This window comes from Agrococcus sp. GCM10030265 (assembly GCF_042666675.1).
Lineage (GTDB): Bacteria > Actinomycetota > Actinomycetes > Actinomycetales > Microbacteriaceae > Agrococcus.
The window spans coordinates 670,742-684,363 of the sequence record NZ_JBHTCZ010000002.1 but is presented as its reverse complement, the minus strand read 5'-3'; the positions used below and the strand labels follow the sequence as shown (position 1 = coordinate 684,363).

At 74.4% G+C, this 13,622-nt stretch carries 14 protein-coding genes; 11 read left to right on the top strand and 3 right to left on the bottom strand.

Annotated elements, in window-relative coordinates:
- Positions 1-29: 29 nt before the first annotated feature.
- Positions 30-1,217, top strand: a complete 1,188-nt coding sequence (locus ACFQPP_RS07505; protein WP_376915944.1) for an NAD(P)/FAD-dependent oxidoreductase — start codon at positions 30-32, stop codon at positions 1,215-1,217.
- A 57-nt stretch (positions 1,218-1,274) separates the two neighbouring features.
- Here ACFQPP_RS07505 and ACFQPP_RS07500 read toward each other — a convergent pair whose 3' ends face one another.
- Positions 1,275-1,925, bottom strand: a complete 651-nt coding sequence (locus ACFQPP_RS07500; protein ID WP_376915943.1) for an FMN-dependent NADH-azoreductase — start codon at positions 1,923-1,925, stop codon at positions 1,275-1,277.
- 95 nt (positions 1,926-2,020) lie between these two features.
- Here ACFQPP_RS07500 and ACFQPP_RS07495 point away from each other — a divergent pair, with 95 nt between their 5' ends.
- Together ACFQPP_RS07495 and ACFQPP_RS07490 are read left to right on the top strand one after the other, a co-directional pair.
- A complete protein-coding gene (locus tag ACFQPP_RS07495; RefSeq protein WP_376915942.1) occupies positions 2,021-2,365 on the top strand; it encodes a winged helix-turn-helix transcriptional regulator in 345 nt (114 codons plus the stop codon).
- A gap of 28 nt (positions 2,366-2,393) precedes the next feature.
- Positions 2,394-2,870: a GyrI-like domain-containing protein gene (locus tag ACFQPP_RS07490; RefSeq protein ID WP_376915941.1), complete on the top strand. Its 477-nt coding sequence runs from the start codon at positions 2,394-2,396 to the stop codon at positions 2,868-2,870.
- Here the strand turns inward: ACFQPP_RS07490 and ACFQPP_RS07485 are convergent.
- Entirely contained in the window at positions 2,867-3,931 is a 1,065-nt protein-coding gene (locus ACFQPP_RS07485) for an Rv2578c family radical SAM protein (RefSeq protein ID WP_376915939.1), read from the bottom strand. The two genes, ACFQPP_RS07490 and ACFQPP_RS07485, sit on opposite strands and share 4 nt — an antisense overlap.
- A gap of 130 nt (positions 3,932-4,061) precedes the next feature.
- On the opposite strand from ACFQPP_RS07485, the gene ACFQPP_RS07480 reads away from it, so the two are divergent.
- The 8 genes from ACFQPP_RS07480 (at position 4,062) to ACFQPP_RS07445 (ending at position 12,625) form a co-directional block, all read left to right on the top strand.
- On the top strand, positions 4,062-5,525 hold the full coding sequence (locus tag ACFQPP_RS07480) for an SLC13 family permease (protein ID WP_376915937.1): 1,464 nt from the start codon (positions 4,062-4,064) through the stop codon (positions 5,523-5,525).
- Positions 5,526-5,537: 12 nt separating this feature from the next.
- Positions 5,538-6,743, top strand: coding sequence for a glycerate kinase (locus ACFQPP_RS07475; RefSeq protein ID WP_376915936.1), 1,206 nt, complete (start codon positions 5,538-5,540; stop codon positions 6,741-6,743).
- A 9-nt stretch (positions 6,744-6,752) separates the two neighbouring features.
- Complete coding sequence (locus ACFQPP_RS07470; protein ID WP_376915935.1) at positions 6,753-7,685, top strand: YdcF family protein; 933 nt, start codon at positions 6,753-6,755, stop codon at positions 7,683-7,685.
- A gap of 27 nt (positions 7,686-7,712) precedes the next feature.
- Complete coding sequence (locus tag ACFQPP_RS07465) at positions 7,713-8,756, top strand: YdcF family protein (RefSeq protein WP_376915934.1); 1,044 nt, start codon at positions 7,713-7,715, stop codon at positions 8,754-8,756.
- Between the two features lie 69 nt (positions 8,757-8,825).
- Positions 8,826-9,125, top strand: a complete 300-nt coding sequence (gatC, locus tag ACFQPP_RS07460; RefSeq protein WP_376915933.1) for an Asp-tRNA(Asn)/Glu-tRNA(Gln) amidotransferase subunit GatC — start codon at positions 8,826-8,828, stop codon at positions 9,123-9,125.
- The gene (gene gatA, locus ACFQPP_RS07455) at positions 9,122-10,633 is read left to right on the top strand and encodes an Asp-tRNA(Asn)/Glu-tRNA(Gln) amidotransferase subunit GatA (protein WP_376915932.1); all 1,512 of its coding nucleotides are present in this window, start codon (positions 9,122-9,124) and stop codon (positions 10,631-10,633) included. Before gatC ends, gatA begins: the two co-directional genes overlap by 4 nt.
- Entirely contained in the window at positions 10,630-12,144 is a 1,515-nt protein-coding gene (gatB, locus tag ACFQPP_RS07450; protein WP_376915931.1) for an Asp-tRNA(Asn)/Glu-tRNA(Gln) amidotransferase subunit GatB, read from the top strand. The genes gatA and gatB overlap by 4 nt, the downstream gene beginning before the upstream one ends.
- A 205-nt stretch (positions 12,145-12,349) precedes the next feature.
- Positions 12,350-12,625: a GlsB/YeaQ/YmgE family stress response membrane protein gene (locus ACFQPP_RS07445; RefSeq protein WP_376915930.1), complete on the top strand. Its 276-nt coding sequence runs from the start codon at positions 12,350-12,352 to the stop codon at positions 12,623-12,625.
- Between the two features lie 67 nt (positions 12,626-12,692).
- On the opposite strand, the gene ACFQPP_RS07440 is transcribed toward ACFQPP_RS07445, so the two are convergent.
- Positions 12,693-13,598, bottom strand: a complete 906-nt coding sequence (locus ACFQPP_RS07440) for an LLM class F420-dependent oxidoreductase (protein WP_376915929.1) — start codon at positions 13,596-13,598, stop codon at positions 12,693-12,695.
- Between the last annotated feature and the right edge of the window lie 24 nt (positions 13,599-13,622).

Genomic DNA, 13,622 nt, shown 5'->3' with positions numbered 1-13,622 from the left:
CGCGGGCGTCGCCTCCGTAGCGTCGAGGCATGGCAACGCATCGGCACGACGTCCTGGTGATCGGCGCGGGCAACGGCGGGCTCGCCACGGCGGCGCGTCTGCGGCGTCGCGGATGCTCGGACGTCGGGCTCATCGAGCCGTCGACGCGGCACGTGTACAAGCCGCTGCAGAACTACGTCGGCCTCGGCCTCGCCGACGCGCGCGAGCTCGAGCGCCCGCAGGCGAGCCTCATCCCCGACGGGGTGACGTGGCATCGCACCTCCGCGGTGCACGTCGACCCCGTGACGCGCGTCGTCACGTGCGCCGACGGCTCCGAGGTCGCCGGCGCCGACGTGGTCCTCGCGCCCGGCATGGTCATCGACTGGCAGGCGCTCCCCGGCGCAGCCGAGGCCGTGCAGCGAGGCCTCGCGATCTCGACGTTCGACGACGCCCTGCTCGAGCGCGCATGGGAGCGCATCCGCACCTTCGAGCGCGGCACCGCCGTCTTCACGCTGCACGGGCAGCCGGCGTCGGGCCGCGAGACCGCCCTGAAGCCGTTGCTGCTCGCCTGCGACCACTGGCGACGAGAGGGGGTGCGCGAGGCGATCGAGGTCGTGCTCGTGCACGACGAGCCGACGCTGCACACGGTGCCCGCGATCGAGGAGGAGTGGCGCCGGCACTTCGAGGCGGCCGGCGTCGACGTACGGCTCGGCACGCGCGTCGCCGCGATCGACGGCGACGAGCTGGTGCTCGCGTCGGAGGGGAGCGAGCGTCGGCGACGCGTCGACCTGCTGCATCTGCTGCCCCCGTACGCCGCCGCCCCGGTCGTCGCGGCGTCCGGGCTCGACGGGCCGGGCACGGGCGGCTTCGTCGACGTCGACCCGGAGACGCTGCGGCACGCCACGCATCCGAGGGTCTGGGCGATCGGCGATGCCGCAGCGCTCGGCGACGCGCGCACGGGCGGCGCGTTGCGGAAGCAGTCGCGCATCGTCGTGGAGAACATCCGCAGGGCGCGTGCCGGCGACGGACTCGAGCGGTACGACGGCTACACCGTCGCGCCGGTCGCCACCGGCGGTGGTCGGCTGTCGTTCGCGGAGTACGACCGCAGCGGAGCGCTGCGTCGATCGCTGCCGGTGCGTGCGCGCGACGAGCTGCGGGCGCACCGTGCGTGGTACCTGCTCGATCGGCACGTGCTGCCGCAGGTGTACTGGCACGGGATCGTGCGCGGCCGCGCCTGACCGTGGCACGGCGGCGCCCCGCATCCGTGACGCGGATGCGGGGCGTCGTCGTGTGCGTCAGGCGCGCGAGAGGGTGCCCGCGAGGCGTGCGCCGGCCTCGGCGGCGAGCGCCTCGGCGGCGATGCGGCGCTCGTCGGCGAGCGGCCGCAGCGCATCCATCGCCGGGTTGACGCCCGCGAGCGTCAGGTCGCGCTGCACCACCTCGAGGTCGAGGCCCCAGACGTCGCGCAGCGCGCGGTCGAGCCAGCCGGTCGAGTGGTCCCAGCCCTCCTTGGGCGTGCCGGCCGCGTACGAGCCTCCGAGCACCGTCACGAGCACGGCGGGCTTGCCTGCGAGGCCCGAGGCGCCGGGGCCGATGCGCGGGTCGGCGTAGGCGAGGTCGAACCACGTCTTCGCGTGCTGCGAGACGCCGTAGTTGTAGAGGGGCACGGCGAGGAGGATGGCGTCGGCCTCGAGCAGCTCGTCGGCGAGGGTCGTCGAGAGCTCGCGTGCCTCGCGCTGGAGCGCCGTGCGGTCGGCCTCGGGCGTGAAGCCCTCGGTGATCGCGGCGGCCCAGAGGTCGGCGGCGATGGGTGCCGTGCCGACGTCGCGGCGCCGCACGTCGGTGCCGGGGCGTGCCGCGATCCAGGCGGACTCCACGATGTCGCCGAGCGCGCGGCTCGCCGAGGTCGCGGGCATGATGCTCGCGTCGAGGCGGAAGAGGGACATGCTGCTGCTCCTTCGTCGCGCGATCGCTCGCGCATTCGTAGTCGCTCAGAAAAGCGAAGCGACTTGCGTGAGCGTAGCAGACGTACGATGGAGGCGTGACCGAGCCCAGCCACGATCCGCACGTCTGCGACGCCGCGATCACGCGCGCGTTCTCGGTGCTGGGCAAGCGCTGGAACGGCATGCTCCTGCGCGTCCTCGGCTTCGGCACGGGCTCGTTCGCCGAGCTGCGCCGCGCCGTCCCCGGCATCAGCGACACGATGCTCGCCGACCGGCTCGCCGAGCTCGCGGGCGCCGGCCTCGTCGACCGCGTCGTCGAGCCCGGTCCGCCCGTCTCGGTGCGCTACGCGCTCACGGATGCGGGCGAGCGGCTCATGCCCGTGCTCGACGACCTCGGCCGCTGGGCGAGCGACAGCCTCGCAGGCGCCGACGCCGTTCGATGACCTGGCTGCCCCCACGGAAGGTTCCCGCATGACCGACGTCGAGATCAGGCCCCTCCCGGGGGTGCTCCTCGCAGCCGCCACCGACGACGTGCAGCTCGAGGCCGTGCCGGGCGCGGTCGAGGCGCTCTTCCAGGAGGTGCAGACCGCCTTCGGGCACGCACCGGGCGCGCAGGACGTGCCGATGGCCACGTACGAGCGCCACGATGACCGCATGCGCGTCACCGCGGGCTACCTCGTGGGGATGCTCGTGCCCGAGGGCGTCGAGTCGGTCGACGTCGAGCCCGCCGAGCAGGCGGCGTGCCTCGAGCACCACGGGCCCATGTCGGGCGTGCGGGCGACGTGGGATGCCCTGCACGCCGCGATCGCCGAGCGCGGCCTCGTCGCGACGGGCATCGCACGTGAGCGCTACGTGCGTGCGGCATCCGACGACCAGGCCGACTGGATCGTCGAGCTGCAGCAGCCCGTGCGCGCCGCGGACGCGGACGCGGGCGACGCCGCCGACTAGAACAGCGGCGCGGGGGCGTCGACCGGCTCGACGGGTCGCGAGGGCAGCTGTCGCGCGCCGCGCGGGGGAGCGTTGCGCACGAAGTTCGTGCCCGTGCCGTCGGCGACGCGCGAGCGCAGCAGCCCGTGCCTGCGTGCGAGCGGCGTCGTGCGTGCTCGCAGCCAGTCGCGGTACTCGCGGCAGGCGTACGCGCCCGTGCCGTAGATGCGGCCGTACTGCTCGCGCAGGTGCGGATGCTCGGCCTCGAGCCACGCGAGGTACCACTCGCGTGCGCCGGGCCGAAGGTGCAGCGCACTCGTGGCGACGCCCGTCGCACCCGCCTCGGCGATCGCGGCGTACGCGCGGTCGAGGTGCGCGCGCGTGTCGGTGAGCCCGGGCAGCACGGGCATGAGGAAGACCTCGCAGTCGAGGCCGACCTCGCGAGCCGCGCGCACGGTCGCGAGGCGCGCGGCGGTCGACGGGGTGCCGGGCTCGACCGACTGCTGCAGCTCGTCGTCGAACACGGCGATCGACATCGCGATCGACACCGGCACGTCCTTCGCGAGCTCGGCGAGCAGCGGCAGGTCTCGGCGCAGCAGCGTGCCCTTCGTGAGCACGGCGATGGATGCGCCGTGGGCGGCGAGCGCCCGCAGGATGCCGGGCATGAGCCGGTAGCGGCCCTCTGCGCGCTGGTAGGGGTCGGTGTTCGTGCCCAGGTGCACCCGGTCGACGTCGCGCCTCGTGGTGCGCAGCTCGCGCTCGAGCACCTCGACGACGTTGGCCTTCACGACGATGCGGCTGTCGAAGTCGGCGCCCGCGTCGAGGTCGAGGTAGCGGTGCGTGTCGCGGGCGAAGCAGTAGACGCATGCGTGCTGGCAGCCGCGGTACGGGTTGATCGTCCATGCGCCGCCCATGGGCCCGCCGCCGGCGACGTGGTTGAGGGCGCTGCGCGCCGTGACCTCCATGAAGGCCATGCCGTCGAAGCCCGGCGTCGGCCATCGCTCGAGCGTCGCCGAGCGCTCCTCGAGGCCGGGCAGCGCATCGGCGTCGGCATGCGTCGCCTGCTGGGACTCCCATCGCATGCCGCTCATTCGAACACACGTTCGAACCGCGCGCAAGCCGGCGCCTCGGGCGCGGTCGCGCAGGTCGGACATGAGACATCCCTCATGTCGCCCTCACATCCCTCTCGTGCGCGGCCTCCACCGTGGAGCCATGACCTCGATCGCGACCGCAGCCCTCGGCACCCGGGCATCGTTCGGTGCGCTGCTGCGCGGCGGCGCCGTCGTCGCCGCGGCCGTCGCCGCCTGGCACGCCACCGACGGATGGGACATCGAGCAGCGGCTCGTGCTCACGGCGCTCGCGGGCGCCACGCTCGCGTGGGTCGTCACGCGCGTCGACGACACGCGCGTCGCGCTCGTCGCCGTCGCCGTGCTCGCGCTCGCAGGTGCGGTGCCGCCCGCCGTCGTCGGCCGATCGTTCGTCGACCCGACGATCTGGCTGCTCGTCGGCTCGTGCGCGCTCGCAGCGGGCGTCGCGGCGTCGGGCCTCGCCCAACGTGCCGCGATCGCGCTCGTCGGCGGCGCGCGCTCCGTGCGCGGCCTCTGGCATCGCACGACGATCGCGCTCGTCCTCACGACGTTCGCGGTGCCTGCGACGAGCGGCCGCGCCGCGCTGGCGCTCCCGGTCTTCCGCACGATCGCCGGCGCGCTGCCCGCACGGCATCAGCGCGCGCTGTCGCTGCTGTTCCCCGCGGTGATCCTGCTGTCGGCCTTCGCGTCGATCCTCGGCGCAGGCGCCCACCTGGTCGCCGCGAGCCTCGTCGAGAGCGCGACGGGCACGCGCATCTCGTTCGCGTGGTGGCTGCTGCTCGGCGCACCGGTCGCGCTCGCGACGTGCGTCGTCGTCACCGAGCTCGTGCTCGTCGGCTGGCTCTCCCGCGCCGACCGCGCCCTCGACGTCGCCGCCGTCGCCGCTGCCGTCCGCGCGGCCGATGGCACGCGCCGTCGAACCCCGTCCGCACCCGAGGTGCGAGCGCTCGTGACGCTCGTGACGGTGATCGCCCTGTGGGCGACGGAGGCCGCGCACGGCATCCATCCCGCGATCGTCGCGATGGTCGCCGGCGCGATCACGGTGCTGCCGATCGTCGGGACGACCACGCCGGCGCACGCGGCGCGGCAGGTGCCGTGGTCGCTGCTCGTCTTCCTCGCCGCGACGCTCGCGCTCGGCACGGCGCTCGTGACGAGCGGTGCGGCGGATCGGCTCGCGCAGGCCTCGCTCGGCGCCCTCGGCGGCGCGCATCCCGCGAGCGTGCTGCTCGCGATCGTCGTCGTCTCGACGCTCGCGCACCTCGTCGTGCAGTCGCGGACCGCGCGCGCGACGGTGCTGCTGCCCGTCGTGCTCGTCGTCGCCCTCGGTGCGGGCATCAACCCGGTCGCCGCGGCGCTCGCATCCACGGCGGCCGCCGGCTTCTGCCTCACGCTCACGTCGTCGGCGAAGCCCGTCGCGATGTTCGCCTCCGTGGCGGGCGTGCAGTCGTTCGACCGCGCATCCCTCCTCGCCCTCGCCGCCATGACGGCGCCCGTCGTCGTCGGCACGACGCTGCTCGCAGCCGCGTGGCTGTGGCCCGCCCTCGGCGTGCCCCTCGAGACCCCCGCCGCCCTGCGCGGCACCCGATGAATGGAGTCCACCATGCTCGCCGCTCCCACCGTCCTCGTCGCTCCCAGCGGCTTCAAGGAGTCGCTCGACGCCGACCTCGTCGCCGACGCCATCGCCACGGGCGTGCGCCGCGTGCTCCCCGGCGCCGACGTGCGCTGCATGCCGCTCGTCGACGGCGGCGAGGGCACGGCCGTCGCGCTCGTCGCCGCGACGGGTGGCCGCATCGTGCGCCGCACGGTCGTCGGTCCCGTCGGCGAGCCGATCGCGAGCCACCTCGGCATCCTCGGCGACGGCACGACCGCCGTCGTCGAGATGGCGGCCGCCGCCGGGCTGCGTCTCGTGCCGCGCGATCGCCGCGATCCGCTGCGCACGACGACGTTCGGCGTCGGCGAGCTCATCCTCGCCGCGCTCGACGAGGGCGTGACGCGCATCCTCGTCGGATGCGGCGACTCGGGCACGTCGGACGGCGGCGCCGGAGCGCTGCAGGCCCTCGGCGCCCGGCTGCTCGACGCCGACGGACGCGAGCTCGGCCACGGTGCCCGGGTGCTGCGAGACCTCGACCGCATCGACCTGGCCGGACTCGATCCGCGCCTCGCCGACGTCGGCATCACCGTGGCGTGCAATCCCACGAACGTGCTGACGGGGCCGCGCGGCGTCGCGCGCGTCTTCGGGCCGCAGAAGGGCGCGAGCCCCCGTCAGGTCGACCGGCTCGCGAAGGCGCTGAAGCACTGGGCCCGCACGCTCGAGCACGACGCGCCCGCCGCCGCCGGCGTCGACCTGCGGCGCGGCCTCGGCACGGGCGCGTCGGGAGGGCTCGGCGCGGGCCTCGCAGCCATCGGCGCGACGCTGCGACCGCGCTTCGAGGTGCTGCTCGACCAGGTCGACCTCGACGGGGCCGTCGCGGACGCCGACCTCGTGATCACCGCCGAGGGCTCCATCGACGCGCAGACGCCGCGGGGAAAGGTGCCCGCCGAGGTCGCGCGCCGCGCGTCACGCGCCGGCGTGCCCGTCCTCGCGCTCGCGGGCACGATCGGCGCCGACGCCGACTGCGTGCGCGCGATCGGCATCGGCGCCGTGCAGGGCATCCTGCCCGCGCCCATGGCGCTCGACGAGGCCTGCGCCCGCGCTGCCGAGCTCGTGGCCGACGGCACGGAGCGCGCGCTGCGCACCGTGCTGCTCGGCGCATCGCTCGCTCCCGTGCTCGCCGACGCCGGCGAGCAGCACGCCGCCGCCGCATAGGCTGACGTGGTGCTGGGGCGACGCTTCGAGATGGCGGGCGTCGCCGTGGCGCTCGCCGCCCTCGCCCTCGCCGCGGCCATCGGCCTCGCCGACGGGTGGGACCGCGTCCTCGACGCGCTCGTGTGGATCGCCGCCCTCACGACCGTGCCGACGCTGGGCCTCGCCGGATTCGCGCACGTCGCCGCGATGCGGCGGATGCAGCGCGTCAAGGCGCACGACGCGCTGATCGCCGCGACCGGCGTCGCCGCCACCGCGATCGTCGCGGTCGCCCTCGCGCTCGCACCCGCGCAGCCGCGGCTCGCGACGGCGCTGCTGCACTGCTGCTGGCCCGCATGGGTGCTGGGACTCGCGTTCACGGCCTACCTGCTGCACGCCGCGGCATCCCGCCCGCTCGAGCCGGGCATGACGCCGCGCACGATCGTCGTGCTGGGCGGCGCGCTGCAGGGCAGGCACGTCGGGCCGCTGCTGCGCAGGCGCGTCGAGCGCGCTGCGACGCTGTGGCACGACCTCGGCGACCCGAGCGTGCGGATGGTGGCGTCGGGCGGGCAGGGTGCCGACGAGCCGCGCAGCGAGGCCGCGGCGATGGCCGAGCACCTCGTCGAAGCGTGCGGCGTGCCCGCCTCGGCGATCGACCTCGAGGACCGCTCGACGTCGACGGAGGAGAACCTCGCGCTCACGCGCGGGACGCTCGGCGCGACCGAGCCGTGGCTCGTCGTCACGAGCGAGTACCACGTGCCCCGCACGCGCGTGCTGCTGCAGCGCCTCGGCATCCGCGGCGACGCGACGGGCTCGTGGTCGAGCCCCGTGTATCGCCCGGGCGCCCTCGTGCGCGAGCTCGCCGCGACGGTGCGCCCCGCTCGCGCCACCTTCCTCGTGCTCGGCGCGCTCGCCGTCGCATCGACGATCGTCGGCCTCGTCCGCACGTCCGCCCTCGTCGGCTGACCCGTGCGCGCTCCGTAGGATCGGAGGATGCCAGGGCCGCTCGCGATCGCGCTCGCGATCGTCGGGATCGTGCTCGCGTCGCGCGATCCGCGCAGGCTCGTGCCCGGCGTCCTGCTGACGCTCGCCGCAGCCTCCCTCGTGACGACGCTCGCATCGACGCTCGTGACGGGCCTCGACGACGTGGGCGCGCTGCTCGGGGTCGACGATCGTGCACGCGGCCTCGCCCAGGCGCTCCTGCTCATCGGGATCCCGGCGCTCGCGGGCCTCGCACTCGGGCTGGCGCTCGTCGTGAACGGCGTGCTCATGCTGCTGCGGGAGCGCCGCTCGCCCGCGCATGCGCTGTCGCTCGCCGCGGGCGTCGCGATCGTCGCGCTGTACGCGCTCGGCTGGCTCACGATCGCCGCCGAGCTCGGCGTCGTGGCCGTGCTCGTCGTGCTGCTCGCCGCGCCGGTGGGCTACCTCGGCATCGTCCTCCTCGCCTTCCTCGGCTGGTCGCTCGCATACGGCGCGATCGCGCGCCGCGCGCCCGTGGCCGCAGCCGTCGTCGTGCTGGGCGCCGGGCTCGTCGACGGCCGCGTCTCGCCGCTGCTGGCGTCGCGCGTCGCCCGCGCCGTCGAGCTCGCGCAGCGCGATCCGCGCACGCTGCTCGTGCTCTCGGGCGGGCAGGGCGCCGACGAGCCGCGCAGCGAGGCGGCGGCGATGGCCGAGCACGCCGAGACCCTCGGGGTCGCGTCGCACAGGATGCTGCTCGAGGATGCGTCGACGACGACGGAGGAGAACCTGCGGCGCACGCGCGCGCTGCTGGACGAGCGCGGCCTGCGCGGCCCCGTCACCGTGGTGACGAGCGACTACCACGCGTTCCGCGCCGCGACCCTGCTGCGCCGCCTCGGCATGCGCGGCCATGCGCTCGGCGCTCGCACGGCGGCCTACTACCTCCCGAGCGCCCTCCTGCGCGAGTACGTCGCGCTGCTGCGCGACCACCTCCGCGTGCACGCCGCGATCGTCGGCGCGCTGCTCGTGCCGGCCGCGGCGGTCGGCGCGCTCGCGACGGTGCGCGCGCTCGGCGGCTGACGCGGGCGGCCGCGGGTCGCCGCGTTTCGTAGGATGGACCGCATCCCCTTCCGACACGCTGGGAGTCGCATGTCCGACATCACTCGCGAGCAGGTCGAGCATCTCGCCGGCCTCTCGCGCATCGCCCTCACCGACGAGGAGGTCGAGAGCCTCACGACCGAGCTCTCCGCCATCGTCGACGCCATCGCGAAGGTCTCCGAGGCCGTCTCGGGCGACGTGCCCGCCACGAGCCACCCCGTGCCGCTCGCGAACGTGACGCGCGCCGACGTCGAGGGCGAGACGCTCTCGAACGCGCAGGTCTTCGCAGGCGCACCCGCGCACGACGGCGAGCGCTTCCGCGTCTCGGCGATCCTGGGGGAGGAGCAGTGAGCGACCTGACGCGGATCTCCGGCGCCGAGCTCGCAGGGCTCCTCGCATCCGGCGAGGTGTCGAGCGTCGAGGCGACGCAGGCGCACCTCGACCGCATCGCAGCCGTCGACGGCGACGTCCACGCCTTCCTGCACGTCAACGCGAGCGCGCTCGACGAGGCGCGCCGCATCGACGAGCGCCGCGCGGCGGGCGAGTCGCTGCACGAGCTCGCGGGCGCGCCCGTCGCCATCAAGGACGTGCTGTGCACCGTCGGCATGCCGTCGACGTCGGGCTCGCGCATCCTCGAGGGCTGGGTGCCGCCGTACGACGCGACGCCCGTCGCGCGCCTCAAGGCCGCTGGCCTCGTCGCGCTCGGCAAGACGAACATGGACGAGTTCGCCATGGGGTCGTCGACCGAGCACTCCGCCTACGGGCCGACGCGCAACCCCTGGGACCTCGAGCGCATCCCCGGCGGCTCGGGCGGTGGATCGGCCGCGGCCGTCGCCGCGTTCGAGGCGCCCTTCGCGCTCGGCAGCGACACCGGCGGCTCGATCCGCCAGCCCGCGGCCGTGACCGGCTCCGTCGGCGTGAAGCCGACGTACGGCGGCGTCAGCCGCTACGGCGCCATCGCGCTCGCATCGAGCCTCGACCAGGTGGGTCCCGTGTCGCGCACGGTGCTCGACTCGGCGCTCGTGCACGACGTCATCGCGGGGCACGATCCGCACGACTCCACGTCGCTCGAGCGCGAGTGGCCGTCGTTCGCGGCGGCCGCTCGCGAGGGCGCCGCATCCGGCTCGCTCGCCGGGCTGCGGGTCGGCGTCATCCGCGAGCTCGACAGCGAGGGCATCGCCCCCGACGTCGCGCGGCGCTTCCACGAGACCGTGGCGCTCATCGAGCGCGCGGGCGGCGAGGTCGTCGAGGTGTCGATGCCGAGCGTCGAGCACGCCGTCGCCGCCTACTACCTCATCCTCCCCGCGGAGGCCTCCTCGAACCTCGCCCGCTTCGACTCGGTGCGCTTCGGCCTCAGGGTCGAGCAGCCGGGACAGACGGTCGAGGACGTCATGGCCGCGACGCGCGAGGTCGGCTTCGGTCCCGAGGTCAAGCGCCGCATCATCCTCGGCACCTACGCGCTCTCGGCCGGCTACTACGACGCCTACTACGGCTCGGCCCAGAAGGTGCGCACGCTCATCCAGCGCGACTTCGACGCCGCCTTCGCGCAGGTCGACGTCCTCGTGAGCCCCTCGGCGCCCACGACGGCGTTCCGCCTCGGCGAGAAGATCGACGACCCGCTCGCGATGTACGCGAACGACATCACGACGATCCCCGCGAACCTCGCGGGCATCCCCGGCATGTCGGTCCCGATGGGGCTCGGCGACGACGGCCTCCCCGTGGGGCTGCAGCTGCTCGCGCCGCTCTTCGAGGACGTGCGGCTCTACCGCGCGGGCGCGACGATCGAGGCGCTGCTCGCCGAGCAGTGGGGCGGCATCCTCGGCCACCAGGCACCGGCACTCACGGAGGTCGCACGATGAAGGACCGTCTCATGGACTTCGACGAGGCCCTCGAGCTGTACGAGCCCGTGCTCGGCTTCGAGGTGCACGTCGAGCTCGGCACGCGCACGAAGATGTTCTCGGCGGCGCCGAACCCCGCGCATCCCGACCACCACGACGCGGCGCCGAACACGCTCGTCGACCCGCTGAGCCTCGGCCTGCCGGGCAGCCTCCCCGTCGTGAACGAGACCGCCATCCGGTACTCGATCTCGCTGGGCCTCGCGCTCGGGTGCGAGATCGCCGAGTCGAGCCGCTTCGCGCGGAAGAACTACTACTACCCGGACACGCCGAAGAACTACCAGATCTCGCAGTACGACGAGCCCATCGCCTTCGAGGGCTCCGTCGAGGTGCAGCTGGCGGATGGTCGGCTCGTCGACATCCCGATCGAGCGCGCGCACATGGAGGAGGACGCCGGCAAGCTCACGCACGTCGGCGGCTCGACCGGGCGCATCCAGGGCGCGTCCTCGTCGCTCGTCGACTACAACCGCGCCGGCGTGCCGCTCGTCGAGATCGTGACGAAGCCCATCGTGGGTGCCGAGCACTCGGCGCCCGAGCTCGCGCGCGCCTACGTCGCGGCCGTGCGCGACATCGTGCTGTCGCTCGGCATCTCCGAGGCCCGCATGGAGCGCGGCAACCTGCGCTGCGACGCGAACGTGTCGCTGCGGCCGCGCGGCCAGGAGCGCCTCGGCACGCGCACCGAGACGAAGAACGTCAACTCGATGCGCTCGGTCGAGCGCGCCGTGCGCTACGAGATCCAGCGGCAGGCGGCCATCCTCGCGGCCGGCGGCACCATCACGCAGGAGACGCGGCACTGGCACGAGGACACGGGCACCACGAGCCCGGGCCGCCCGAAGTCCGACGCCGACGACTACCGCTACTTCCCCGAGCCCGACCTGCTGCCGGTGCAGCCGAGCCGCGAGCTCGTGGAGGAGCTGCGCGCGGCGCTGCCCGAGCAGCCGGGCGCCCGCAAGCGCAGGCTGCAGGGGGAGTGGGGCTTCACCGACCTCGAGCTGCAGGACGTCGTGAACGCGGGCCTGCTGGGCACGATCGAGGAGACGGTGCGCGCGGGCGCGACGCCGGCGTCGGCGCGCAAGTGGTGGACGGGCGAGCTCGCTCGCGTCGCGAACGAGCGCGGCGTGGATGCCTCGACCCTCGTGTCCCCCGCCCACGTCGCCGAGCTGCAGCGCCTCGTCGACGAGGGCGCGCTCACCGACCGCCTCGCGCGGCAGGCGCTCGAGGGCGTCGTCGCGGGCGAGGGGTCGCCGTCCGAGGTCGCTGCGGCCCGTGGGCTGCAGGTCGTCTCGGACGAGGGTGCGCTCGTCGCGGCCGTCGACGAGGCGCTCGCCGCGCAGCCCGACGTGCTCGCGAAGATCCGCGACGGCAAGGTGCAGGCCGCGGGCGCGGTGATCGGCGCGGTGATGAAGGCCATGCGCGGTCAGGCGGACGCCGCTCGCGTGCGCGAGATCGTGCTGGAGCGCGCTGCGCAGTCCTGACGATCCGGCACGTGCACGACGGATGGGCCCCCGCGACACGCGGGGGCCCATCTGCCATCTCGGCGGGATGCGAACCATCCTTTCGCGCATTCGTCAAGGGCTACGCCTCAGATCGTCATAGGTTCCTGCTAGGTGCGAGGGTGGAGCGCAAGGGGCAACCCGGCACGGCCCACGAGGCCGTGCCATCAACGGAAGGAACGCACCAATGGGAATCATCGGATGGATCGTCCTCGGTCTCGTCGCTGGGGCCATCGCGAAGCTGATCCTCCCCGGCAGGCAGGGTGGCGGCTGGATCATCACGCTCGTGCTGGGCGTCGTCGGAGCGCTCCTCGGAGGCTTCCTCGGGTCCGTGCTCTTCAACGCACCGCTCGAGGAGTTCTGGTCGCTGCAGACGTGGCTGCTCGCCATCGGCGGCTCGATCATCGTGCTGCTGGTCTACGGCCTCATCACGCGGAACAGCCGCGGCAAGACGCGCGCCTGATCGCAGGATGCACGAGGGGGTCGACCATCCGGTCGGCCCCCTTCGTCGTGCGTGGGCGCGAGCGCGCTCAGGCGAGCGCCGCGAGCTCGTCGACGTGGTCGAGGTCGGTGACGTCGAGGCACTGCAGGTAGACGCGCTCGGCACCCATGGCTCTCACCTGCGCGAGACGGTCGGCGGCCTCCGCCGGCGTGCCCGCGATGCCGTGCTCGCGCAGCTCGGCGGGCTCCCGCCCGATGCGCGCCGCGCGCCGCACGAACGCCTCCTCGGTCTGCCCGACGCACGCGACGAGCGCCACCGAGTACGTCATGGGCGCGGTGCGCTCCGCCTCGGCGACGGCCTCCCGCACGCGTGCGAACGTCGCCTCGATCGCGTCGAGCTCGGGGAACGGGATGTTGAACTCCGTCGCGTAGCGCGCCGCGATCGCCGGCGTGCGCCTCGCGCCGTGGCCGCCGACGAGCACGGGCACGGGCGCCTGCACGGGCTTCGGCAGCGCGGGGGAGTCGGCGAGCGCGTAGTGCTCGCCCGTGAACGAGAACGACTCGCCCGCGGGCGTCTCCCACAGGCCCGTGACGATCGCGAGCTGCTCCTCGAGCATGCCGAAGCGCTTGGCGGGGAAGGGGATGCCGTAGGCGGCGTGCTCCTGCTCGAACCACCCGGTGCCGAGGCCGAGCTCGACCCGGCCGCCGGACATCGCATCCACGTTCGCCACCTGGATCGCGAGGATGCCGGGCAGCCGGTAGGTCACCGACGAGACGAGGGTGCCGAGCCGGATGGTCGACGTGTCGCGCGCGAGGCCCGCGAGCGACGTCCACGCATCGGTCGGGCCGTGGCCGGGGTCGCCGTCGCCCATCCGCAGGTAGTGGTCGGAGCGGAAGAACGCGTCGAACCCGGCGGCCTCGGCGCGCAGCGCGATCGCGAGCAGCTCGTCGTAGGAGGCGCCCTGCTGGGGCTCGGTGAAGATGCGGAGGGTCATGCGCTCGAGCCTAGGCGCGCCCTC